Annotated in this window: 15 protein-coding genes; 7 read left to right on the forward strand and 8 right to left on the reverse strand. The window is 73.2% G+C overall.

Going from position 1 to position 23571, the window contains the following annotated elements; all coding sequences use genetic code 11:
* Positions 1-76: 76 nt before the first annotated feature.
* From FRCN3DRAFT_RS54340 to FRCN3DRAFT_RS46410, 3 genes are all read right to left on the reverse strand, one after another.
* Positions 77-313, reverse strand: a complete 237-nt coding sequence (locus tag FRCN3DRAFT_RS54340) for a hypothetical protein (RefSeq protein ID WP_131803376.1) — start codon at positions 311-313, stop codon at positions 77-79.
* A gap of 171 nt (positions 314-484) precedes the next feature.
* Positions 485-4006 carry a DNA polymerase III subunit alpha gene (dnaE, locus tag FRCN3DRAFT_RS0226520; RefSeq protein ID WP_007509439.1) on the reverse strand — a complete coding sequence of 1174 codons (3522 nt, stop codon included), beginning with the start codon at positions 4004-4006 and terminating at the stop codon, positions 485-487.
* Positions 4007-4553: 547 nt separating this feature from the next.
* Complete coding sequence (locus FRCN3DRAFT_RS46410; protein WP_007509437.1) at positions 4554-5585, reverse strand: alpha/beta fold hydrolase; 1032 nt, start codon at positions 5583-5585, stop codon at positions 4554-4556.
* 214 nt (positions 5586-5799) lie between these two features.
* Between FRCN3DRAFT_RS46410 and FRCN3DRAFT_RS55380 the strand changes: the two genes are divergently transcribed.
* The 3 genes from FRCN3DRAFT_RS55380 (at position 5800) to ypfJ (ending at position 7750) form a co-directional block, all read left to right on the forward strand.
* Complete coding sequence (locus tag FRCN3DRAFT_RS55380) at positions 5800-5973, forward strand: hypothetical protein (protein WP_007509436.1); 174 nt, start codon at positions 5800-5802, stop codon at positions 5971-5973.
* Between the two features lie 313 nt (positions 5974-6286).
* On the forward strand, positions 6287-6502 hold the full coding sequence (locus FRCN3DRAFT_RS0226540; protein WP_232794154.1) for a hypothetical protein: 216 nt from the start codon (positions 6287-6289) through the stop codon (positions 6500-6502).
* A 315-nt stretch (positions 6503-6817) separates the two neighbouring features.
* Positions 6818-7750 (forward strand): KPN_02809 family neutral zinc metallopeptidase, encoded by a 933-nt coding sequence (gene ypfJ / locus FRCN3DRAFT_RS0226545; RefSeq protein ID WP_269799836.1) that lies wholly within the window; start codon positions 6818-6820, stop codon positions 7748-7750.
* A gap of 119 nt (positions 7751-7869) precedes the next feature.
* Here the strand turns inward: ypfJ and FRCN3DRAFT_RS0226550 are convergent, their stop codons facing one another.
* Positions 7870-8490 (reverse strand): cysteine hydrolase family protein, encoded by a 621-nt coding sequence (locus FRCN3DRAFT_RS0226550; protein ID WP_007509430.1) that lies wholly within the window; start codon positions 8488-8490, stop codon positions 7870-7872.
* Between the two features lie 176 nt (positions 8491-8666).
* Between FRCN3DRAFT_RS0226550 and FRCN3DRAFT_RS46415 the strand changes: the two genes are divergently transcribed.
* From FRCN3DRAFT_RS46415 to FRCN3DRAFT_RS0226570, 4 genes are all read left to right on the forward strand, one after another.
* Complete coding sequence (locus FRCN3DRAFT_RS46415; RefSeq protein ID WP_007509428.1) at positions 8667-9662, forward strand: helix-turn-helix domain-containing protein; 996 nt, start codon at positions 8667-8669, stop codon at positions 9660-9662.
* A gap of 249 nt (positions 9663-9911) precedes the next feature.
* On the forward strand, positions 9912-11921 hold the full coding sequence (gene ftsH, locus FRCN3DRAFT_RS0226560) for an ATP-dependent zinc metalloprotease FtsH (RefSeq protein ID WP_007509426.1): 2010 nt from the start codon (positions 9912-9914) through the stop codon (positions 11919-11921).
* Between the two features lie 260 nt (positions 11922-12181).
* Positions 12182-14143, forward strand: a complete 1962-nt coding sequence (locus FRCN3DRAFT_RS0226565) for a RecQ family ATP-dependent DNA helicase (protein WP_007509425.1) — start codon at positions 12182-12184, stop codon at positions 14141-14143.
* 238 nt (positions 14144-14381) lie between these two features.
* Positions 14382-16940, forward strand: coding sequence for a WD40 repeat domain-containing serine/threonine protein kinase (locus tag FRCN3DRAFT_RS0226570; protein WP_007509423.1), 2559 nt, complete (start codon positions 14382-14384; stop codon positions 16938-16940).
* A gap of 86 nt (positions 16941-17026) precedes the next feature.
* Here FRCN3DRAFT_RS0226570 and FRCN3DRAFT_RS0226575 read toward each other — a convergent pair whose 3' ends face one another.
* The 4 genes from FRCN3DRAFT_RS0226575 to FRCN3DRAFT_RS56535 form a co-directional block, all read right to left on the reverse strand.
* Positions 17027-17962 (reverse strand): pectate lyase, encoded by a 936-nt coding sequence (locus FRCN3DRAFT_RS0226575; protein ID WP_007509421.1) that lies wholly within the window; start codon positions 17960-17962, stop codon positions 17027-17029.
* Between the two features lie 311 nt (positions 17963-18273).
* Complete coding sequence (locus FRCN3DRAFT_RS0226580; RefSeq protein ID WP_007509419.1) at positions 18274-19833, reverse strand: aldehyde dehydrogenase family protein; 1560 nt, start codon at positions 19831-19833, stop codon at positions 18274-18276.
* 2 nt (positions 19834-19835) lie between these two features.
* On the reverse strand, positions 19836-21401 hold the full coding sequence (gene lat / locus FRCN3DRAFT_RS0226585; protein WP_007509417.1) for an L-lysine 6-transaminase: 1566 nt from the start codon (positions 21399-21401) through the stop codon (positions 19836-19838).
* A gap of 241 nt (positions 21402-21642) precedes the next feature.
* The gene (locus FRCN3DRAFT_RS56535; RefSeq protein ID WP_232794155.1) at positions 21643-23406 is read right to left on the reverse strand and encodes a serine/threonine-protein kinase; all 1764 of its coding nucleotides are present in this window, start codon (positions 23404-23406) and stop codon (positions 21643-21645) included.
* Between the last annotated feature and the right edge of the window lie 165 nt (positions 23407-23571).

The following is a 23571-nucleotide window of genomic DNA, read 5'->3' on the forward strand; positions in this document are numbered from 1 at the left end:
CGGGACGTCCTGACCATGGGACGCTGACGAGGCATTCAGATAGGCCGGCCAGTCCAGGAAACCTGGACTGGCCGGCCTATCTGGCTTTACGCTTCGCGCCCGGCAACGGACGTCTGCCCTTCAGCGCCGAGGTGATCCTCGCGTTCAGGCGCTGCTGGCTGTGGCCAACGTGCCACATTCCGCACACGCAGGGATAAGCCACAAGATCGGATGATCCGTCCCGGCGGAAGCGAAGGTCGTTGCGATGGCGCAGCGCGGCCTGCTCGGTCGGGTACGCCTGCTTTTCCGGACGTGGGCACTGCTTCAAGGTCATGTCCGTTCCCCCCGGCGGATACGCCCAGACGGCCGCCCAGCCGGCAAAGCCGCGGATCAAGCCTAGCCGTGACCTTCAGCACCGGTTGACCCCGGCCATGGCGAGGCACAGCCGCGAGATCTATGGACTCGAGGGGGACCCATGGACCCGCGGGGGACGGGCCCGGCCGAGCTACGCGACGGCGGAGGCGCCGAGCAGGGCTTTGAGGTCGCCCATCAGGGCGGGGGTGCGGCGGACCTTGTAGGAGTCGTCGAGGCGCAGCAGGGTCGTGCGGTGCGGGGACTGCAGGTGCAGGTGCACCTCGGTCGTGCCGGGGTGGGTGGCGAGCACCTCGCGCAGGCGGTCGACCGTCGGCGCGTTGACCCGCGACGTCGGCAGCGTGATCACGATCGGCGGGGTGAGGGCGTGCTCGGACAGGTCGGGCACGGACAGCTCGGAGGCGACCAGCCGGGGCGCGTCCTCCCGCTTGTCGAGCCGGCCCTTGACGATGACGATCGCGTCCTCGGACAGCTGGGTCGCGCACGTCTCGTAGGTCTGGGGGAAGAACATCACCTCGAGGCCGCCCTCGAGGTCCTCGATGGTCGTGAGCGCCCAGACCTTGCCCTGCTTGGTGACCTTGCGCTGCAGGCTGGAGATGATCCCGCCGATCGTGACGACGGCGCCGTCCGGATAGTCGGCGAGCGCGGCGACCGTGCAGTCGGCCTTCGCCGTCAGGATGTGCGCGACCTCGGACAGCGGGTGGTCGGAGACATACAGGCCGAGCATGTCGCGCTCGTGCGCGAGCTTGACGGACTTCTCCCACTCCTTGTCGGAGAACTCCATGGCGCCGAAGGCGGAGGTGGTCGGGTCGTCGTCGACCTCGCCGAACAGGCTCTCCTGGCCCAGGGCGCTCTGCTTCTTCGCCGCCATTACGGCGTCGACGGCCTGCTCGTGCCGTTCGACCAGCCCACGGCGGGTGTGCCCGAAGCTGTCGAACGCGCCGGCCTTGATCAGTGACTCGATCGTCCGCTTGTTGCAGACCACGGCCTCGACCTTGTCGAGGAAGTCCGGGAACGAGGTGAAGTCGCCCTTGGACCCGCGGGTGCGGGTGATCGAGTCGACGACGTTCGCGCCCACGTTGCGGATCGCGGCGAGGCCGACCCGGATCTCGCTGTCACCGTGGGGGGTGTAGTCGGCGTCGGAGTAGTTCACGTCGGGCGGGAGCACCTTGATGCCCATCCGGCGGCACTCGTTCAGGTAGATCGCGCTCTTGTCCTTGTCGTCGCGCACGGACGTCAGGAGCGCGGCCATGTACTCGGCCGGGTAGTTGGCCTTCAGGTAACCGGTCCAGTAGGACACCAGCCCGTAGGCGGCGCTGTGCGCCTTGTTGAACGCGTAGTCGGAGAACGGGACGAGGATGTCCCACAGCGTCTTGATCGCCGCGTCCGAGTACCCGTTCGCCTTCATCCCCGCGGAGAAGGGGGCGAACTCCTTGTCGAGGATCTCCTTCTTCTTCTTGCCCATCGCGCGGCGCAGCAGGTCGGCCTGGCCGAGCGTGTACCCGCCGACCGCCTGCGCGATGGCCATGACCTGCTCCTGATAGACGATCAGGCCGTAGGTCGTGCCGAGAATCTCGTCGAGCGAGGTGCCGAGATCCGGGTGGATCGGGGTGATCTCCTGCTGGCCGTTCTTGCGCAGTGCGTAGTTGGTGTGCGAGTTCGCGCCCATCGGGCCGGGGCGGTAGAGCGCGATGACGGCGGAGATGTCCTCGAAGTTGTCCGGGCGCATGAGCCGCAGCAGCGACCGCAGCGGCCCGCCGTCGAGCTGGAACACCCCGAGCGTGTCACCGCGGGCGAGCAGTTCGTAGGTGGTCTTGTCGTCGAGCCCCAGCCCGAGCAGGTCGATCGTGATCCCGCGGTTGCGCTCGACGTTGCGGACGGCGTCGTCCATCACCGTCAGGTTGCGCAGCCCGAGGAAGTCCATCTTCAGCAGGCCGAGGTTCTCGCAGGTCGGGTAGTCGAACTGCGTGATGATCGACCCGTCGGCGTCCCGGCGCCACACCGGGATGTGGTCGATGATCGGCTCGGCCGACATGATGACGCCGGCGGCGTGCACGCCGGCCTGGCGGATCAGCCCCTCCAGGCCCTTCGCCGTGTCGATGACCTTGCGGACGTCGGCGTCGGACTCGTAGAGCGACCGGATCTCGCCGGCCTCGCTGTAGCGCTGGTGGTTCGGGTCGAAGATCCCGGACAGCGGGATGTCCTTGCCCATCACCATCGGCGGCATGGCCTTGGTGATCCGGTCGCCGACGGCGTACGGGTAGCCGAGGACCCGGGCCGAGTCCTTGATGGCGGCCTTCGCCTTGATCGTGCCGTAGGTGACGATCTGGGCGATCCGGTCGTCGCCCCATTTCTCCGTCACGTACCGGATGACGTCCGCGCGGCGGCGGTCGTCGAAGTCGATGTCGATGTCCGGCATCGACACGCGGTCGGGGTTGAGGAACCGCTCGAAGATCAGGCCGTGCGGCAGCGGGTCCAGGTCGGTGATGCCGAGCGCGTAGGCGATGAGCGAGCCGGCGGCGCTGCCGCGGCCAGGGCCGACCGCGATGCCGTTGCGCTTCGCCCACATGATGAAGTCCGCGACGACCAGGAAGTACGACGGGAACCCCATCTGGAGGATGACGCCGATCTCGTACTCGACCTGGGTGCGGTGCTTCTCGTCGATGCCGTCCGGGAAGCGGCGCTCCATCCCCCGCAGCACCTCGGCGCGGAAGAACGACTCCTCGGTCTCGCCCTCGGGGACCGGGAACAACGGCATGAGGTTGTGCTTCTTGAACATGCCGGACGTGTCGACCCGCTCGGCGATGAGCAGGGTGGTGTCGCAGCCCTCACGCCAGGCGTCGCTGGTGTCGATCGCCCGCATCTGGTCGGCGCTCTTGAGGAAGTAGCCCGAGCCCTCGAACTGGAACGACGGGTTCGCGACGGTCGAGGCGGTCTGCACGCACAGCAGGGCCGAGTGCGTCTCCCGCTCGGACTCGTAGGTGTAGTGCGAGTCGTTCGTGACGACGAACTTCATGTTCAGCTTGCGGGCGATGTCGATCAGCCCGTCGCGGACCCGGCGCTCGATCTCGATGCCGTGGTCCATGATCTCGCAGAAGTAGTTCTCCGCGCCGAAGATCTCCTGGTAGGTGGCCGCGGCCTTCAGCGCGAGGTCGGGGTGGCCCAGGCGCAGCCGGGTCTGCACCTCGCCGGACGGGCAGCCGGTCGTCGCCATCAGGCCGGCCGAGTGCTCGGCGATGATGTCCCGGTCCATCCGCGGCCACTTGATGTAGTGGCCCTCGATCGAGGCCCGGGAGTTCAGCCGGAACAGGTTGTGCAGCCCCTCGGCGTCGCGCGCCCACATGGTCATGTGGGTGTAGGAGCCGCCACCGGAGACGTCGTCGCTCTTCTGGTGCGGCTCGCCCCAGCGGACCCGCTGCTTGAGCAGCCGCGACTCGGGGGCGACGTACGCCTCGCACCCGATGATCGGCTTCACGCCGGCCGCGGTGGCCTGCTTGTGGAAGTCGTAGGCCCCGTACATGTAGCCGTGGTCGGTGATCGCCACGGCGGGCATCTTCTGACGTCCGACCTCGGCGAACATGTCCTTGAGCCGGGCGGCTCCGTCGAGCATCGAGTACTCGGTGTGGACATGCAGGTGCACAAAGGAGTCGGACACGGCAAGCCTTCCATCCGGGGTCCGGGCCGAGGGCCGGGGCGCGGGCCGAGGGCAGGTGCGGGACGACGGCGCACAGAGGACAAGACACCCAATACGGGCATCATGCTGATGTCCGGTGATCGGGGTGATGTCGGGGCGGTGTCAGCAGCCTAGCCCCAGGGTCTGACATCCCAGCGGCCGACACGACCGGCGTTTTCAAGATCCATAAAGGCCTCGCCCCGCCGGGCCGGCGACGGAAACGTACCGGCCGGCACCCGGCACCATCGGTCGCGGAAAGTGCTCGGGCGCACACGGCTGAACGGCCCGCTGCCGGGCCCGAAAGTGCGGGCCCACCAGATCCTCCCCACCCCAGGACCGCCCGCGAGCCCCGCCCACCGCGTCCGCCCGCCGACCGTGGTCGATGACGGAGCTCATGAGCTCCGTCATCGACCACGGTTCAGAAAGGATCTTCGGGTCGTGGTCGATGACGGTGTCCATAGGCCCGTCATCGACCACAAAACGATGCAGCGGGGGCGGCCGGCGGGCGAGGAACGGACGGCTGGGCTCGTCAGGAGAAGGCGGGCTCACCGCCGAGCGAGGCGGGCAGGGACCCGCCGACCGGCTGGGCCCCGGCCACCGGAGCCCCAGCCGCCGGGGCCAGGGTCGCCGGGGCGAGGGCCGCCGCGCCGGGGCCGTCGAGCCAGGCGACGATGAGCGCCGTGGTCTGGTCCACCGCCTCCAGCTGTGGCAGGTGGCCGCAGTCGTCGAGCAGCTCCACCTGCCAGTCCGGGCGGCGGGCGGCCACGTGCCGGGCGGCCGCGACGGGCACCAGCCGATCCTTACGCCCGTGCACGAGCAGCGTCGGCGCCGCCACCGCCGCCACCGCCGCGGCCAGCGGACCGGGCCGCGCGATCTGGCGGACGACCGACCGGGTGGCCGCGACCAGAGCCGCGTCGCTCGCCGGGCCGGCCCCAGGCGCCGCCGCCCGCTCGGCCGACAGAGCCACCATCGCCGCGACCGCGTCCGCCGGCACCCGCCGCGGGTCGACGGTCGTGCGCCGCAGCGCCTGTTCGACCAGTTCCTCGGTGGAGTACCGAACGCGGCGCCGGGCGAGCACCACCGAGCCGACCTTGGGCAGCACCATCCCGGTGAACATCCCGAGGATCGAGGCGTCCGGCGGCCGCAGCCGCGGGATCGGCAGCGCCGGCGAGATCAGTACCAGCCCGGTGACCGAGGCCGGGTCGGCGGCGGCGTGCAGGACGCTGATCATCCCGCCCATCGAGTTGCCTACCAGCAGCACCGGCGCCCCTCCGGACACCGCGGCGAGGAAGCCAGCCAGCAGCCGGGTGTTGGCCGCGACGTCGCTGCCCCGCTCCCCCACCGGCGTGCGGCCGAAGCCGGCGAGGTCGAGCGCCAGCACCCGGGCCCGCGTCGCCAGCCGCGGCGCGAGCGACCACCAGCTGGTGTGCGAGGCGCCCAGCCCGTGCACGCACACCACCAGTGGGCCGTCCGCCGGCCCGCCGAAGTCGGCGTAGTACACCGGCCCGTCGACGTCCGCCCAGCGCCCCTCGCGCCCGACAGCCTGATCCGTGTCCAGCATCGGCCCTCCCCCTGCCCGCCCAACCCGCGCCCTCCTGCCTAGCAAAGGACGACGGTGGCGGCCCCGACTGTGACGCAGCTATCTCCCGCCCCGGACGTCCGGGTCTCGGCGTCACCACGCCCGCTCGATACCGTTTTGGTACGGACGCCGTGACGCGCCCGTATCGGTACCAACTGCGCGGTACTGATTGTCAGCGAACGAGGGGGTCTCGCGGATGGAACTGAACGAAGCGGCCGTGTCGGCCGGTGCGTGGACGCTGCCAGGCCAGCGTGACGCCGGTGCCGAGCAGGTACCGGCCGAGACCGCCCCGACCGAGTCGGACGTCATCGCGGTGGGCCCGGTGGCCAACCCGAAGCGCCTGCGTCTGGGAGTGCCCACCTCGGTCTGACCTTCGCCGAGGGCCTCGGTTCGCCCGGGCCTCGCCATCGTCGCGAGGCCTGAACCTGGTGGTCGAGGCGCACGCCCACGGGACGTGCTCGGCCCGCTCCGGTTGCCGGGGCGGGCCGTTGTGCTTTCCGAGGACTGTCCTGCGGCGCACGGTGGACGGCGTGGCGGACGACGCAGCAGACGACGCGGCGAACGGCTCAACGGACGACGCGGTGGACGACGCGGCGAACGGCCCCCACCGTGGTGGGGGGCGGTGGACGAGACCACGGCCAGCCCCATTGGCAGGGTGTCCGGAGCGACCTAGTTTTTTGATCATGAGACCCGCTGGGCGCCGCCAGGGCGACATGAGGTTCGGCCGCGAGGAGAAGCGCGGCGGCGCCAAGTACGGACCTCCGCCCGAGGACGAGCACTCCGATCAGGGGCCGCTCACCTGCGGCGGCTGCGGCGGCACCGGCTATGTCCAGCGCGAGCACCGCGGCGCGCACGCCGTCGACGTCTGTGTCTCCTGCGACGGCCGGGGGCGGATATGACCGGCCACGGCCGGCACGCGCCCCGCGCGCCGCGCCAGACCTGCGCCCACCCCCAGGAGCAGCCGCCCGTGACCTCCAAACCCGCGCCGGTCGACGCACGGCCGGCCGGCAAACGCTGCGCCGTATGGACGCGCGGTGACACCGGCGCGACCCGTCACCAGCCCGGCCCACGACACCGCGGCACCGAGCCGCCCGTGTAGCTCCACGCCGCCCGTGTAGATCCACGCGGCGCGGGTACGTCCGCTGCCTGCCGGTTTCACCTGTCTCACCCCGTCTTCGGCCGGGTTGGCACAATCGGTGCTCCGGCCGAGCTCAGTGCCGACACGAGGTCGGGACGGGTGGCGCGAGAGGCAGGCCATGGATTTCGACGACGATCGGGTCGACACCTCCCAGCTCGAGGACCAGCGCGGCGGGCGCGGCGCCGGCGGCAAGATCGCGCTGGGTGGCGGCGGCGCCGGCGTCATCGGCGTGGTCATCTACCTGCTGGTGACGCTCCTCGGCGGCGGTGACGGCACGTCGGCCCCCGTGGGCGGGTCGGGTGGCGGCGGGACCGAGGCCGGCGCGTCTGCCGCGGCCGACCTGGCGGCCCGCTGCAACGCCTCGGGCGCGATCGACCAGTACGACGACTGCTTCGTACTGAAGGTCTTCAACGAGGTCAACGAGGTCTGGACCAGCTACTTCCAGCAGCACGGCCAGACCTACACCCGCCCGACGCTGGTCTACTTCGAGCAGGCCGTCTCGACCGGCTGCGGACAGGCCTCGTCGGAGGTCGGCCCGTTCTACTGCCCGAACGGCCAGCGGGTCTACATCGACCTCGGGTTCCTGAAGCAGCTGCAGGACCAGTACGGCGCCCAGGGCCGCTACGCGCAGGCCTACATCGTCGCCCACGAGGTCGGCCACCACATCCAGACGCTCACTGGCACCGAGGAACGGCTGCGCCAGGCGCAGCAGGCCGACCCGTCCCAGGAGAACGCGCTGTCGGTGCAGCTGGAGCTGCAGGCCGACTGCTACGCGGGCGTCTGGAGCACGCTCGCCGACAAGGCCGGCAACGTGACCGTCGGCCAGTCCGACATCGACGAGGCGCTGAACGCCGCCGAGGCCGTCGGCGACGACCGCATCGAGCAGAAGGCCGGCGTGGACGTCAATCCGGAGACCTGGACCCACGGCTCCGCCCAGCAGCGCAGCACCTCGTTCAAGACCGGCGCCAGCGGCGCCACCCTCGAGTCCTGCGGGACCGTCCCCCACTGACCTTCGGGACGGCACCGACCTTCGGGACGCCACCGGTCTTCGGGATGCCACTGACCTTCCGGACGCCACTGACCTTCGGGACGTCACCGGTCTTCGGGACGCCGCGCCGCGTCCCGCCGTCACCCCAAGGTGGCGGCGGGAACGCGGCCAGAGGCGAAGGCGGAGCTCCCGGGCAGGCGGGTGCCGGCGGCCAGGGCGGCGAGCCAGGCGTCGGTCGTCCCGACCGCGGCGAAGCCCGCGTGCAGCACGGTGAGGGCGCGCGCGTGCATCTGCTCGGCGGTGAGCGCGCCGACCTCGTTGGCATAGGCGAGCGTGCCCGTCGCGTCGGAGAGCACCTCGACGGCGAAGCCGGCGTGGGAGGCCTGGCGGGCGGTGGTGTCGACGCAGTGGTGGGTCATGTAGCCGACGAGCGTCACCGTGTCGACGGCGCGCTCCCGCAGCCAGCCCTCGAGCCCGGTGCCGGTGAACGAGCCGGGCAGGCGCTTGCGCAGCAGCACGTCACGCGGCCGCGCGGCGACCACCGGGTGCAGCTCCCAGCCGGAGCTGCACCCGGCGAACGCCGGCAGGCCGGCGTCCGCGTCCTGCTGGATCACCACGACCGGGATCCCGCGGTCGCGGGCGACGTCCATGGCCTGGCCGATCCGGTCGAGCGAACCGGCCAGCGGCGGGTAGGTGATCGGCAGCGTTCCCGTGTCGTACTCCCGCTGCACGTCGATGACGATGAGTGCCCGGTTGGACATCGCGCCTTCTCCGTTCTGTGAATTCTCCGTGGCCGTGAAATCTCCGTGGCCGTGGAATCTCCGTGGCGGTCGGCCGCGGTGGAAGCAGCATCCCGTCCGGGTTTCGGGCAAAGGAGTGGCTTGAAAGCCACCGTCCGATAGATTCAAGCCAGGATGGTCGTCGGGAGGAGCGGGCCGTGGCGCGTGACCGGGACACGGTGGCGGTGGTCTTCGGCGACGGGCAGCCGATGTTCGAGGCGTCCGTGCCGGCCAGGGTGTTCGGGCCGGTCCATCCGGACGTGCCGGCGCACGCGGTGCTGGCCGTCGCCGGCGAGCCGGGCCCGCTGACCGCGTCGGCCGGCATCCGGATCGACCCGCCCCATGGGCTGGACGCGCTCGCCGACGCGGGGATGGTGATCGTCCCTGGCTGGCGGGCGCCCGACGGGGCGCCGCCGCCGGACGCCCTGGTCACCGCCCTGGTCACCGCCCACGACGACGGTGCCGTCGTCGTCGGGCTGTGCCTGGGCTCCTTCGTGCTCGCCGCCGCCGGGCTGCTCGACGGCCGGCGCGCGACCACGCACTGGCGGCACGCCGGCACGCTCGCCGCGCGGTACCCCGAGGTCGACGTGGACCCGGACGTGCTCTACGTCGACGCGGGTGACGTCGTCACCAGCGCCGGCAGCGCCGCCGGGATCGACGCCTGCCTGTACCTGCTGCGCGCGCGGCGCGGAGCGGCGGCCGCGAACGCGGTCTCCCGGGCGCTGGTCGTCGCTCCGCACCGGCCCGGTGGCCAGGCTCAGTACATCGAGCACCCGGTGCCGGCGGCCCGCGCGGGCGGGGACCCGGTCGCCGAGGCGATGGCGCTGGCGCTGTCCCGGCTCGGCGACGCGAGCCTCGACGTCGACGCGCTCGCCCGCCACGTCCACCTGAGCCGGCGTACCTTCGACCGCCGCTTCCGCGCCCACACCGGCAGCTCCCCGCTGCGGTGGCTGCTCACCCAGCGGGTGCTGCGGGCCCAGCGCCTGCTCGAGGAGCAGCCCGGCCTGGGCGTGGACGCCGTCGCCCGGCGGGTCGGCTTCGCCGACGCCGTCTCCCTGCGCCCGCACTTCCGCCGCGTCGTCGGCGTCGCGCCCCAGATCTACCGCGCCACCTTCGCGGGCACGGATGCCCGCGTGACGGCGGCAGTCACCTGACTGATGGCGGACGGTGCCGACGCGGAAATGATCGGACCGCCGGGTCGCCCCCGGCCGGGCCCGCCGGACCGGGCCGCCGGGGCGGGCCGCCGGACCGGGCGCGTGGGCGGTGCTCGGGCCGCCCGGGTGTCATACCGGCTCATTACTCTGAAGAACGGGCTGGCCCGCGGACGCTCCGCGGGCACCGGAGCGCGCTGGTGCCAGGCACCGCGCGAGCCGGAGCCGCGGCCGCTGTGACGGGAGTCTGACGTGATCTCACGAGTCCGCCTGCCGGGCGTGCACCATTCGGCGCCGGCGAAGTCGGGCCCGCCGCGGGACCCGGCGCCCAAGCCGGCGCCGCCGAGGCCGCCGCTCTGGCGCAGCTGGCTGCTGCCGATCGGGCTGCTGATCACGGCGCTGCTGCTGTTCGTCCCCAGCATGTCCGGCGGCGGCACGAAGTCGTTCGACTACTCGGATCTGCTCAAGCGGGTCAACACCGGGACGGTCGCCTCGGTGACGATCAACGACAAGGGCGCCGTCGACGGCAAGCTCAAGGACGGCACCACGTTCACCAGCCAGATCCCGACCGCGCTGGACACGACCGCCCTCTCCTCCCAGCTCCAGTCCAAGGGCGTGGCGGTCAAGGGGACGCAGACGGGCGGCTCCTGGATCTCGGTCCTGCTGAGCTTCCTGCCGCTGCTGCTGCTCGTCGGCTTCTTCGTCTGGACGGGACGGCAGACGCGACGGCAGCTGTCCGGCGGCGGTCCACTCGGCGCCATCGGCCGGTCCAAGGCGAAGATCACCGACTCGGAACGCCCGGAGACCCGGTTCGCCGACGTCGCCGGCTACGAGGGCGCGAAGCAGGAGATCAGCGAGGTCGTCGACTTCCTGCGCAACCCCGACCGCTACCGCCGCGCCGGCGCGAAGGGCCCACGCGGGGTGCTGATGGTCGGCCCTCCCGGCACCGGCAAGACGCTGCTCGCCCGGGCCGTCGCCGGCGAGGCCGAGGTGCCGTTTCTGTCGATCTCCGGCTCCGGCTTCATCGAGATGTTCGTCGGGGTCGGCGCCTCCCGGGTCCGCGACCTGTTCGCCGAGGCCCGCAAGCGGTCACCGTCGATCATCTTCATCGACGAGATCGACTCGATCGGCGGCCGGCGCGGCGGCTCGGTGATCGGCGGCGCGAACGACGAGCGGGAGCAGACCCTCAACCAGCTGCTCGCCGAGATGGACGGCTTCGACGCCAGCACCGGCATCGTCGTGCTGGCCGCGACCAACCGTCCGGAGACGCTCGACACGGCGCTGCTGCGCCCCGGCCGGTTCGACCGGCAGGTGACCGTCCCACTGCCGACCCAGACGGAGCGGGCCGCGATCCTCGCGGTGCACGCCCGCGGCAAGCAGCTCGGCGCGGACGTCGACTTCGACGTCATCGCCCGCGGCACCCCCGGCTTCTCCGGCGCGGACCTGGCGAACCTGGTGAACGAGGCCGCGATCCACGCGGTGCGCGACGGCCGGGACATCTTCACCGCCGCGGACCTGGACGCGGCCCGCGACCGGATCCTGCTCGGCCAGCGGGACGCGTCGAACGCGCTGCTGCCCGACGAGAAGCGCTCGGTCGCGTACCACGAGTCCGGGCACGCGCTGGTCGCGGCGCTGTCCGAGCATGCCGACCCGGTCGCGAAGGTGACGATCCTGCCGTCCGGGATGGCGCTCGGCGTCACCCAGCAGCTACCCGAGGCGGAACGCCACCTCTACACCGAGGCCTACCTGCTCGACAGCCTGGCGGTCCGCCTCGGCGGCCGGGCGGCGGAACTGGTCGCCTTCGGCTACGGCTCCACCGGCGCGTCCAGCGACCTGGCCGGGGCGACGCAGCTGGCGACGCGGATGGTGCGCGAGTTCGGTCTCTCCCCCGCGCTCGGGCCGGTCGGCTACGGCGGGCGCGATCAGCAGTTCCTGGGCGGCGAGGAGGTCGTCAGCCGGCCCTACTCGGAAGGCACCCAGCGCGTCGTCGACGACGAGGTCGCTCGCCTGCTGCGCGAGGCCGAGGCCCGGGCCGTCGACCTGCTGCGCACGCACCACGACGCCCTGGACCACCTCGCCGCCCTCCTCCTGGAGAAGGAGACCGTGGACGGCGCCGCCGTCACCGACATCCTGCGCCTGACCTCTCCGGTGCCCGAGGACCTTGCGGTCGAGCCCGGCGACACCCCCGGCCTCGGCCTGGCGAGGGAGACCGCGGGTGCCGTCGCGGGCCTGGCCGCGCCGCGTCCGGCCCCCGAGGCCTAGGCGTGTCCTACGGCTTCCGGCCACGCGAGGCTCCGCCATCATCGCCGCAGGGGTCCCCGGGAGGTCGGCGCCAGCCGATCTTCCGGGGGAGCGACTTCGGCCTGGCCCGCTTCCCGTGATCTTTGCCGGCCAGGCATGGACCGCGGACCCCGCCGAACGGCCGTGATCGTTTGACGGTACGAACAAAGGGGACAAAGCGGGACGAGGACACCGGTCGGCGAGGGGTTCACTTTCGCTCGTTCAGAGAGGTAGGCGGGACGGTGAGGGTGCGACTCGGACGGCTGTTGTGGTGGCGTCATGGCGGTGGACCCGCCGGGACGGCACCCGGCGCTCCGGCACAGGCCCTGAGGCAGGCGCCGACACGGGCGCCGAAACAGACGCCGACACGGGCGCCGGCGGTCGCGGTACCAGCGCAGGCCCCTGCGCCGGACGCGAGCGGCGACGGCGACGGCGACGCGGGTGACGAGACCGACGGCCTGCTCGACGCGGTGGCCTCGGCCGCGTTCGGGTTCGCGGCCCTGCGCCCCGGGCAGCGCGCGGCGATGCGGACGATCGTCGAGGGCCGCGACACCCTGTGCGTGCTGCCGACCGGGGCCGGCAAGTCGGCCGTCTACCAGATCCCGGCACTGCTGCTCGACGGGCCGACGATCGTCGTCTCGCCGTTGATCGCGTTGCAGCGCGACCAGGTCCGCGGGCTGACGGAACGCCTCGGCGGCCTCGACGCCTTCGGCGGTGGGACCGAGGGCGGAAAGGCCAGCTCCCCGGGCGCCGCGGTGGTGGCGAACTCGCAGACCAGCGCGCGGGCGCTGGCCGAGGCGTTCGGCGCGATCCGGCACGGCACCAGCGAGTTCCTCTTCCTCGCCCCGGAGCAACTGGCCAAACCCGAGATCCGGGCGCTCCTACGTGAGGCCGAGCCCTCGTTGTTCGTCATCGACGAGGCGCACTGCATCTCCTCCTGGGGCCACGACTTCCGCCCCGACTACCTGCGCCTCGGCGAGGTCATCGACGACCTGGGGCACCCGACCGTCGTCGCCCTCACCGCGACCGCCGCGCCGCCGGTCCGCCGCGAGATCGCCGAACGGCTGCGGATGCGCGACCCGGCCGAGACCGTCGCGGGCTTCGACCGGCCGAACATCCACCTCAACGTCCGGACCTTCACCGACGACGCGGCCAAGCGCGCCGCGCTCGTCGAGTACGCGGCCGTCGAGGCCAAGCCGGGCATCGTCTACGCGGCCACCCGCCGCTCCACCGAGGAGATCGCCACCGAGCTCGCCGCGCTCGGCCTGGCGGCCCAGCCCTACCACGCGGGGCTCGGCGCGGCCCGGCGGCGCCAGACCGAGACGGCGTTCCTCGGCGGCGAGCTGGACGTCGTCGTCGCGACCACGGCGTTCGGCATGGGCATCGACAAGCCCGACGTCCGCTTCGTCGCCCATGCCGATGTCGCCGACTCGCTCGACTCCTACTACCAGGAGATCGGCCGTGCGGGCAGGGACGGCGAGCCGGCCAACGCCTGCCTGTTCTTCCGCCCCGAGGACCTCGGCCTGCGCCGGTTCTTCATCGCCGGCCCACCCGACCCGGTCCAGCTGCGGCGGATCGCGGTCCTCATGTCGCACGCCGACGGGCCGGTCCCGCTGTCCCGGCTCGCCAAGGAGGCTGACCTCACCGAGTCGGCGCTGATCCGGCTCGTCGACCTGCTCGCGCAGGCCGACGCGCTGGCCGTGCGGGACGACGGCAGCGTCGAGCACCGCCCCGACGCCCCGGACCCGGCCGCCGCCGCGGCCCGCGCCACCGAGCGCGCCCAGGCCCGCCGGACTGTCGACCGGTCCCGCGTCGACGAGATCCGCGGCTACGCCGAGACCCGCGGCTGCCGCCGTCGCTACCTGCTCACCTACTTCGGCGAGCCCTACGACGCCGACTGCGGCAACTGCGACCGTTGCGAGGCCGCGGCGGCGGCCCGGCCGGACGGACCGCCCAGCCCGGAGACGGCCGCGCGCGCGGCGGCCGAGCAGGCGTTGGCCGGCCACGCGTTCCCGGTGAGCACCAAGGTCCGCCATCAGCAATGGGGCATCGGCCAGGTGGTCCGCGACGAGGGCGACCGGCTCACCGTCCTGTTCGACGACGCCGGCTACCGCACCCTCGCCCTGGCCGCCGTCCTGTCCCGCGACCTGCTCGTTCCGCTCGACCTGGACGGCGGACCCGGCGCGCCCACCGCGGACAGCTGAGCGTCGGCCGACCGGCTGCCGACCGCCGTCCGTCCGGGGCCCGCGCGACGAGGGCCGGGTGACGGCGTCAGGCGCGCGACAGCGGTCGGACAGGGGATAAGCGGGCGGTCTGGACGGGCGGGCGCGGTAGGGTCGGGCTCGCCGGAACTGTCCGGCTTCAGCGCTTCTCGGGGGACGTGGTGCTGCGCGGACGAGGCGGGCGGGCGCTGCCCGCCGGTGACTGGTTGGAGCGGCCCCGGTGACGCCGGCGCCGGACGGGCTGGGCCGGGCACGGCCGCTGACCGCCGCGGACCCCGCCCAGGTCGGTCCCTACCGGCTGGACGGGCTGCTGGGCCGTGGCGGGATGGGCAGCGTCTACCTTGGCCGCACCTCCGCCGGCCGCAGGGTGGCCGTCAAGGTGGTCAAGGCGGAGTACGCGGCCGATCCCGGCTACCAGCGGCTGTTCGAGGAGGAGGCCAGGCTCGCGCGCGGCATCGTCCGCTCCTGCACGCCTGAGTTCCTCGACGCCGGCACCCACGACGGCCAGCCGTACATCGTCACCGAGTACATCGACGGGCCCACGCTCGAGGAGGCGATCCACCAGAGCGGGCCGTTGGAGCCCGCGGCCCTCGAACGCGTGGCGCTCGCGGTCGCCACCGCGCTGACCGCGATCCATCGCGCCGGCGTCGTCCATCGCGACCTCAAACCGTCCAACGTCCTGCTGTCCGTCCACGGGCCGCTCGTCATCGACTTCGGCATCGCGCTCGCCGTGAACAGCTCGACGCTGCGCGGGAAGGACGGATCCGGCACGCCCGCGTTCATGGCACCTGAACAGGTGACCCGCGACCAGGTGGGGCCGGCGGCCGACATCTTCGCCTGGGGCGGGGTCGTCGTGTTCGCCGCCACCGCCCGCCCGCCTTTCGGGGAGGGTCCGGCCCTCGCGCAGCTGTACCGGGTGGTCAACGAACAGCCCGACCTCACCGGCGTTCCCGAGCCGCCGCGGTCGGTGGTCGCCTGGGCGATGCGCCGGGACCCGGCCCAGCGCCCGACCGCGGCCGCGCTGTTCAACCGCCTGGTCAGCTCGCCGTCCGCCGCCGCGTCCGCGCCGACAGAGCCGTCCCAGCACCGCGCCGGCGGATCGGTGGCCGGCGCGGGTGCCGCGGGCACGGGCAGGCGGCCCGCCGGCACCGGTACGGGTGGGGACACACGGCCGAGCCTGCCTCCGTCCTCGGCGCCGCTCCCGCCGACAAGGACATGGCCCGGCTCCTCGCCGCCGCGTGATTCCCCGCCGCCGCGTGATCCTCCGCCGCCGCGTGATCCCTCGCCGACGGCGGGCACGCGGCGTCGCCCTGGGCCGCGCCGGCGCCGGCTGATCGTCCTCGCCGCCGCGGCGGCGACCGCGCTGGCGGTGGGGATCCCGCTGCTGGTGGTACAGCCCGGGCGCGGCGGCGACGGCGGGCCCGAGGCGGCGCGGCGGGCCTCGGAGACGCTCGCCGCGGCGGCCCAGCAGGCCCAGGACGAGGATCCGGGCCTCGCCCGCAGGCTCGCGCTCGCCGCCTACCGCGCCGCACCGACGCGGCAGGCACACCTGAGCCTGCTGGCCGCCTACCTGTCGCCTGGCCAGCCAGCCACCACCTTCGCCGGCCATACAGCGGCCATCGCCGACGTCGCGTTCAGTCCAGACGGCCGGCTGCTCGCCACCACCGGCACGAAGGACCACGTCGCCCACCTGTGGGACACCAACCGGCGAGGCGAGAACGTCATGTCCCTCGCCACCCTGCAGGGCCACACGGACTGGCTGGGCGACGTGGCGTTCAGCCCGGACGGAAGACTGCTCGCCACGGTCAGCGCCGACGGCACCGCCCGGCTGTGGGATACCACCGACCGCGGCATCGGCGTGAAACCGCTGGCCACGTTCACCGGGCACGTGGGCGGCGTCTGGGACGTGGCGTTCAGCCCGGACGGGAGGCTGCTCGCCACCGGCGGCGTCGACGGCACCGCCCGGCTGTGGGACCCGACCCGCCGTGGCGACAACATCGCGCCGCTCGCGACCTTCGCCGGCCACACCTCGGTCGTCGGCGAGGTGGCCTTCAGCCCCGACGGCAAGCTGCTCGCCACCGGCAGCGCCGACGGCACCGCCCGCCTCTGGGACACCTCGATCCGCGCCGTGACCAGTGACCCACGCACCACGTTCGTCGGCCATGCCCAGGGCGTCAACGAACTCGCGTTCAGCCCGAACGGAAGACTGCTGGCCACAGCGAGCGACGACGCCACCGCGCGCCTCTGGGACACGGTCGGGCGTGGTTCCTCCGTCGCCGCGGTCACCACGTTCACCGGCCACGTGAACTCGGCCGGCGACGTGGCGTTCAGCCCCGACGGCAGGCTGCTCGCCACCACCAGCGGCGACGGCACCGCCCGCCTCTGGGAGACGGCGTCGCGCGGCCCCAGCATCACTCCGCTCGCGAGCCTCACCGGCCACACCGACACGGTCAACGACGTCGCGTTCAGCCCCGACGGCCTGCTGCTGGCCACCTCCGGCACCGACGGCACCGCCCGCCTCTGGGACGCCGCCGGTCGCGGCGGCAACGTCACCCCGCTGGCCACGCTGGAAGGCCACACGGGCAAGGTCGACGACGTCCTGTTCAGCCCCGACGGCTCCCGGCTCGCCACGACCGGCGCCGACCTCACCGCCCGGCTCTGGGATCTCTCCCCCGACCGCATCGCCGCCCGCGCCTGTGCCAACCCCGCCAACCAGCTCACCCAGGCGGAGTGGACCCTCCAGGTCAAGAACCTCGCCTACGTCGACCCCTGCCCCTGACCGTCAGGCGACGCGGAGGAGGCGGCGTGTCGTCTCACGCCGGCGAGCCCGACCGCCGAGGGCCTGCGGTCGGGCTCGCCGCGCGGTCAGCGGTAGGTGAGGTCCGACGGCGTGTAGCGGCAGTAGGTCCCGTCGGCGCCGGTGCCGAGCTTCACCGGTTCGTCGCCGGCGTCGTTGCCCTCGTACCGGTCACAGATGCTGATCTTCTTCTTGGCGTCGCCGACGATCGTGATTCCGGACAGCGTCGCGGTGTCGCCGTAGTTCGAGTTGATTCCGGCGAGCGTCTTGCCGGGCGCGGTGACGGTGACGTTCTGGATGACGACCGCGCGCCGGTACTGGGCCGAGCAGTTGCCGCACGACCGGTACAGCTTCCCGAAGTCCGCCACCTGGAAGTTCCGGATGACCATCGTGCCCGGTCCGTTGTGCTGGAACACCTTGTCCGACGCGTGCCGGGCGCCGCCGCCGTCGATCGTCATGGTCTGCGTCGCGGAGGTGCCCTTGAAGGTCGCCGCGTCCTCGCCTACGTCCTCCCACCAGACGTTGCGCAGGGTGCAGGTCCCCAGGCAGTGGATGCCATCCCCGGCGGGCGCACCGATGACCACGTTCTGCACGGTGCCGCCGTTCGCCACCTCGAACAGGGCCGGCTGGTCCTCCGACTGCCCCCCGTCGCCGACTCCGCTGTAACGCCGAAGCTGACCGTCGAAGGTGCCGGAGACCTTGATGGTGGTTCTGGAGCTGACGTCGCCGGTGGGCGTCGGCCAGGCCGCGGGTGTGGCGGGAACGGTGGCCGCGACCGACGTCGCCGGCGCCGGCGGCGCCGTGGTGCCGACCGGCGTGACCGTGGTCGTGGCCGGGGGTGTCCGCGTGGGGGACGCGCCGGCCGTCGCCGTCGTCCCGGGTGACGTCCCGGCCGGGCCGGATGGTGGGCTGACCACGGTCCCGCCGCCGCCGGAAGGCGTGACCCCCGGCTGACAGCCGGCCAGAAGGGCACCACCGCCCAGCATCGCCAGCGCGGCGAGCACCGCCGCGCGCTTCGGCGCGTTCCGCCCGCGGGCGGGTCCCGCCCGCCGGGCGCCCGCCGGTTCGGACCCGTGGGATCGAAGCAGATGATCTTTCAGTCGTCGCCGCAAGGCAGGCCTCTCGGTCGGCGACCGGCCGATCCCCTCCTTCTCTCGACCAGCCGCGACGGTTTCCTCCCGCCTACTAGTCGTGTCCGCGCGCGGTTTGGTTGCCTCATACACCGATCTTCGTGGGGAAGCGTGGCCCAGGCAGGGCCAGTGCCAGTGACCGGCCCCGGCTGGCCAGCTGGTCAGCCGGCCGCCCGGCCGCCCGGTCAGCCGGTCAGCCGGAATTCCAGGTCGGCTTCGGGGATGGCGGTGTCCAGCTGGGCCTTCTGGAGCTGGCCGGAGTAGTCCCAGTTCATGGACTGCCAGCGGGTGACCTGGTCGAGTACCCAGCGGCCCGACTGGCGGGAGCCGTTGCCGGAGCGGCCGTTGCCCCCGAAGGGGAGATGGGCCTCGGCACCTGAGGTGGAGTTGTTGACGCTGACCATGCCGGCGGACACGCCGCGGCGGAACCGGAAGACCGTCGCCGGGTCGTTGGTGTAGATCGCGCTCGACAGGCCGTAGCCGGGGAGGTTGGCCAGCTCGATGGCCTCCTCGAGGGTGCGGTAGGTGGTCAGGCCGACGATCGGGCCGAACGTCTCCTCGCGGAACAGCTCGTCGTCGGGAAGCAGTCCGTCGACGACGACCGGGTGGTAGTAGAGGCCATCGGCCGGGTCGCCGACGAACCCGCGCCGCGGCGCGCCGACGCTGATCCGCCCGACGGCCGTCGAGCCGAACGTCGAGTGGTGCTCGCGGATCAGGTCCAGGTGGCGCTCATAACCGGCGGCGAACTTCGCGTCGAGCAGCGGGCCGTACAGGACGGCGCGGGTCGGGTCGCCGATCGGCGCGTTCTCGACGGCGACGGCGAGCCGGCGGCGGAAACCCACGTAGACGGACTCGTGGACGATCAGTGTGCCGAGCGACGTGCACCGCTGCCCGGCGGTCCCGAAGCCGCCGAACAGGGCGCCGTCGACGGCCAGGTCGATGTCGGCGTCCGGCGCGACGACCATCGGGTTCTTGCCGCCGAGCTCCAGGCACGGCGTCTGCAGGTGCCGGCCGCACAGCTCGCCGATCTGCCGGCCGACGGCCGTCGAGCCGGTGAAGCCGACCTTGTCGACGAGGCCGGCCGCAAGCGTCCGCGCGAGGCCGTCGGCCGTCGCCTCGCCGGACGCCGGGACCATCGAGAGCACGCCGGCGGGCAGGCCCGCGTGCCGGGCGAGCTCGGTGAGCGCCCGGGCGCAGGCGGCGGCGTACTCGGCCGGCTTCCAGACGACCGCGTTGCCGCACAGCAACGCCGGCACGATGTACCAGCTCGGCACCGCGACCGGGAAGTTCCCCGCGGTGATCACCATCATGACGCCGACCGGCTCGCGGAACGTGAACAGCTGCTTGTCGGGCATCTCCGATGGCACGGTCTCGCCGTAGAGTCGCCGTCCCTCACCGAGGAAGAACCGGCAGGTGTCGACGATCTCCTGCACCTCGCCGCGGGCCTCGGCGAGTGGCTTGCCGATCTCCCTGGTCACCAGCCGGGCGAGCGCGTCGGCGTTGTCCTCGACGAGCCGGCCGAAGTTGCCGATCACGGTGCCGCGCACCGGCGCCGGCACGTCCGCCCAGCCGCGCTGGGCCGCCCGGGCGACCTGGGCCGCCGCGACCAGCACCTCCGCCCCGCCGAGGCGGACCGCCGCGACGACCTCGCCGTGGCGCGCCGGGTTCGTCGAGGCGACCGTCGGCCCCTCGGACTCGATGCCCTCGATCATGGGCGCCACCAGCGGCGGGTGCACCAGGGTCATCGTCAGCTCCCGTCTCCCGTCAGGTCCGCGCACGCGGCCAGCCGCCCGCCCCCACCGCCACCGTAAGCGGGCGACGACTCGGTCGCAGGCCGAAGGGCCGGGGTCGCCCTGCCCGCCACCACACCGGCCTCGCCAGCTCCACCGGCCAGGGCCGCCGCCACCCGGCCGAAGGCGGCGAGGGCCGCGTCGATCTCGTCGTCGGTGATCGTGAGCGCCGGGCGCACCCGGACCGTGACGTCGCCGGCGGGCAGGGTGAGCACGTGCTCGTCGACGCGCAGCCGGCGCAGGGCCTCGTCGCGGGTGGCGCGGTCGGGCAGGTCGAACGCGCAGAGCAGGCCCAGGCCACGCGGGTTGGACAGCAGCCGGGGATGACCGGCGGCGAGCGCCGTGAGCCCGGCCAGCAGCCGCTCGCCGGCGCGCGCGGCGGCTTCGAAGAGCCGGTCGCGCTCGATGACCTCCAGCATCCGGGTCGAGCGGACCATGTCGACGAGCCCGCCACCCCAGGTGGAGTTGATCCGGCCGGGTACCCGGAACACGTTGTCCGCCACCTCGTCGACCCGGCCACCGGCCATCACCCCGCCGACCTGCGCCTTCTTCGCGAACGCGACGACGTCCGGCCGCAGGCCGAGGCGCTGGTAGCACCAGGCGGCGCCGGTGGCGCCCACCCCGGTCTGCACCTCGTCGAGGACGAACAGGGCGTCGCGTGCGTGCGCGAGCTCACCGAGGGCGGCGAGGAACTCCGGCCGCAGGTGCCGGTCGCCGCCCTCGCACTGGATCGGCTCGGCGAGGACGCAGGCGATGTCGTGCGGGTGGCGCTCGAACGCCGCCTTGGCCGCCTCGAGCGCCCGCCGCTCGGCGGCGCGCACGGCCGCGAGGCTCGCCGCGGTCACCGGGAACGTCTGTGCCGGGCTGTCGATCCGCGGCCAGTCGAACGTGGGGAAGCGGTCGGTCTTGTTCGGGTCGGTGTTGGTGACCGAGAGGGTGTAGCCGCTGCGGCCGTGGAAGGCGTGCCGCAGGTGCAGCACGCGGGTGCCGAGCCGTGCCGGGCGGCCGTGCGCCTCGTTGTGCCGGCTCTTCCAGTCGAAGGCGCATTTCAGGGCGTTCTCGACGGCGAGCGCCCCGCCTTCGACGAAGAACAGGTGCGGCAGGCGCGGGTCGCCGAGCACCCGGGCGAAGGTCGCGACGAACTCGGCGTAGGCGACGGTCGCGACGTCCGGGTTCGCCGGCTTGTTGAGCGCGGCCCGGCCGAGCTCGGCCACGACCTCGGGGTCGTCGGCCAGCTCGGGTGGGTTGACGCCGAGCGGGGCGGAGGCGAAGAAGCTGTACAGGTCGAGGTAACGCTCGCCGGTGCGGGCGTCGACGAGCGTGCGCCCGCGGCTCGCGGCCAGGTCGACGACCAGGTCCAGCCCGTCCACCAGCACGTGGCGCCCCAGCACCGCCGGCACGTCTCGCGGCGCCACGGTCACCCGGCCGGTCCCGGTCAGCCACGCGCCGCCGCCGTCCGACGGGCGCGACGCGGCGGGCTCGCGGCGGACAGCGGTACCAGTCACGAACGCGGGCACGGCCACGGGACCTCCCCGGATCGCGGGAACGCGGACTGGGCAGTACGGCACCGAACACGCAACACCGGAAATAAGCCGCCGCATCCACCTCTACGCAGGAGATCCTTCACCAGATCATCGATTTTGACAAATTTTTTACGTCACCGCTCGTCGACGGGTCACCCTCGGCGGACAACCGGCCGCGATGGAACGCCAAGACACCCGCAGGGCTTCGCCCTGCGGGTGGGAAGGATCTGGCGGGAACGACCTACGGCGAGGGAGTGACGTCGGGGGTCCGGGACGCGCCGGGGGGCGAGGTGGAAGTGCCGGGCGTCGTGCCGGTGCCTGTCGACGTGATGGGAGGCGTCGTTCGGGGGCCCTGGGTGTCGGTCTCGTTGTCCGTGGCCGGCGCGGCCGAAGTGGTCGTCGGGCCGGTCGGCCGCCGGGACGGGGGCCGGGTGGTGCGCCGCGACGATGGCGAGGCGGAGACCGACTCGATGGCCTCGGACGTCGACGCGGAGACGGAGACGGACGGTGTCGACGAGGCGGAGGTGGCGGAGGTGGGCGAGGTCGCGCTGACCGACAGGTCCGAGTCGTCGCCACCGCCGTGGCTGGTCAGGACCAGCGCGAGGGCGACGCCACCGGCGAGCAGCACGACCAACGCGGCCGCCAGCAGCGCCTTCATCGCCGTCGACCGCCCGGTCCGCGCCCCGTCGCCCGGCCGGCCCCGCCCGTCGGACCAGCCCGCCGCCGCCGCTCCAGCGGCCGCGCCGAAGGCGTCCGTCCTGGCGCCACCGTTTCCACGGGGCAGAGGCCCCGTGGGCGGGCGTACGTAGGTCGGGATGTCGGACCCGTCCGTCCAGTCGTCACCCTCGCGGCCCGGGCCGCCGCCGACCGGCAACGGGCCGGTGGCATAGCCCGGGCGGGCGCCGTCACGGCCGGCGGGCCGGGACCGGTCGCCGCGTGGCGGCCCCGACGGCTCACCCGGGCGGCCCTGCCGCGGCTGGCCGGCGAGTCCCTGGGTGGACCGCAGGTTCAACGTCTGCCCGGCAGAGGTCCCCCGCAGCGCGTCCGCCTCCGCCGCCGCCCGTGAGCGGGCCGACGGGGCCGGCGATTTGGACGGCGGCAGGGCCAGGGGCGGCGCCGGGGTCGGCGGCTGCTCGACCCACGTCACCAGCGCGGTCTCGACCGCCTGGTCCGACTCCTGGGGAGTGTGGATCTCGCGATGCAGCAGGCCGCTGACGAGAACCGTCGCGGACGGACGCGCTCGCGGGTCCTTCGCCAGCGCCGCCCGCACCAGGTCGACCAGCTGGGGCGGGACGCCGGCGAGGTCCGGCTCGGCGTGCTGGATGAGGCCGACGGCCTCGAGCGGGCTCGAGCCATGGAACGGCGAGTGCCCGGTGGTGGCGTAGGTGACGCAGGCGCCCCAGGCGAACACGTCGGCCGGCGGGCCGACCGTTTCGCCGCGCAGCTGCTCGGGCGCCATCCAGACGAGGGTGCCGACGCGTTGGCCGATCTGGGTCCTGGCCTGGGTGAGGTCGGGGTCGGAGTCGGTGGTCGAGCCGCCGAGCATGGGTTGGGTGGTCAGCGCGACCCCGAAGTCGATGATCTTCGGGCCTTCCCAGCCGAGGATGACGTTGGCCGGCTTGAGGTCGCGGTGCACGACGCCGACCGCGTGCATCGCGACCAGCCCGTCGGCGAGGCCGGCGGCGAAGCCGACGACGAGCCGTGGCGCGAGCGGCCCCCTGCCGGCGACCGCGTCGAGGAGGGTGGCGCCCTCGACGTACTCGGTGGCCAGCCACGGCGACTCGGCCTCGGTGTCCGCGTCGACGACGGTCGCCACCGAGCCGCTGCTGATCATCCGGACGGCGTCGACCTCGCGGCGGAAGCGGGCGCGGAACCGCGGGTCGCCGGCGAGCTCGGGCGTGGGGACCTTCACCGCGACCGGGCGGTCGTCCGGCCCGAACCCCAGATAGACGGTGCCCATGCCGCCGGAGCCGAGCCGACCGGTCATCCGGAACGGGCCGATCATGCGCGGATCGGCGTCGCCGAGTGGTGCCAGCACTAGTCCCCCAACCCCCGAGGTGGCGCCGCGGCCGGATCGGGGCCGCGGTCGACCTCACGAAGGTGGCACCACCTTTGCCCCTCACCTTCTCAACAGTCGACCCGCCGCGCCGGTTTATTTCCCGACATCATG

Origin of the sequence: Pseudofrankia saprophytica (assembly GCF_000235425.2) — a bacterium.
Classification (GTDB): domain Bacteria; phylum Actinomycetota; class Actinomycetes; order Frankiales; family Frankiaceae; genus Pseudofrankia; species Pseudofrankia saprophytica.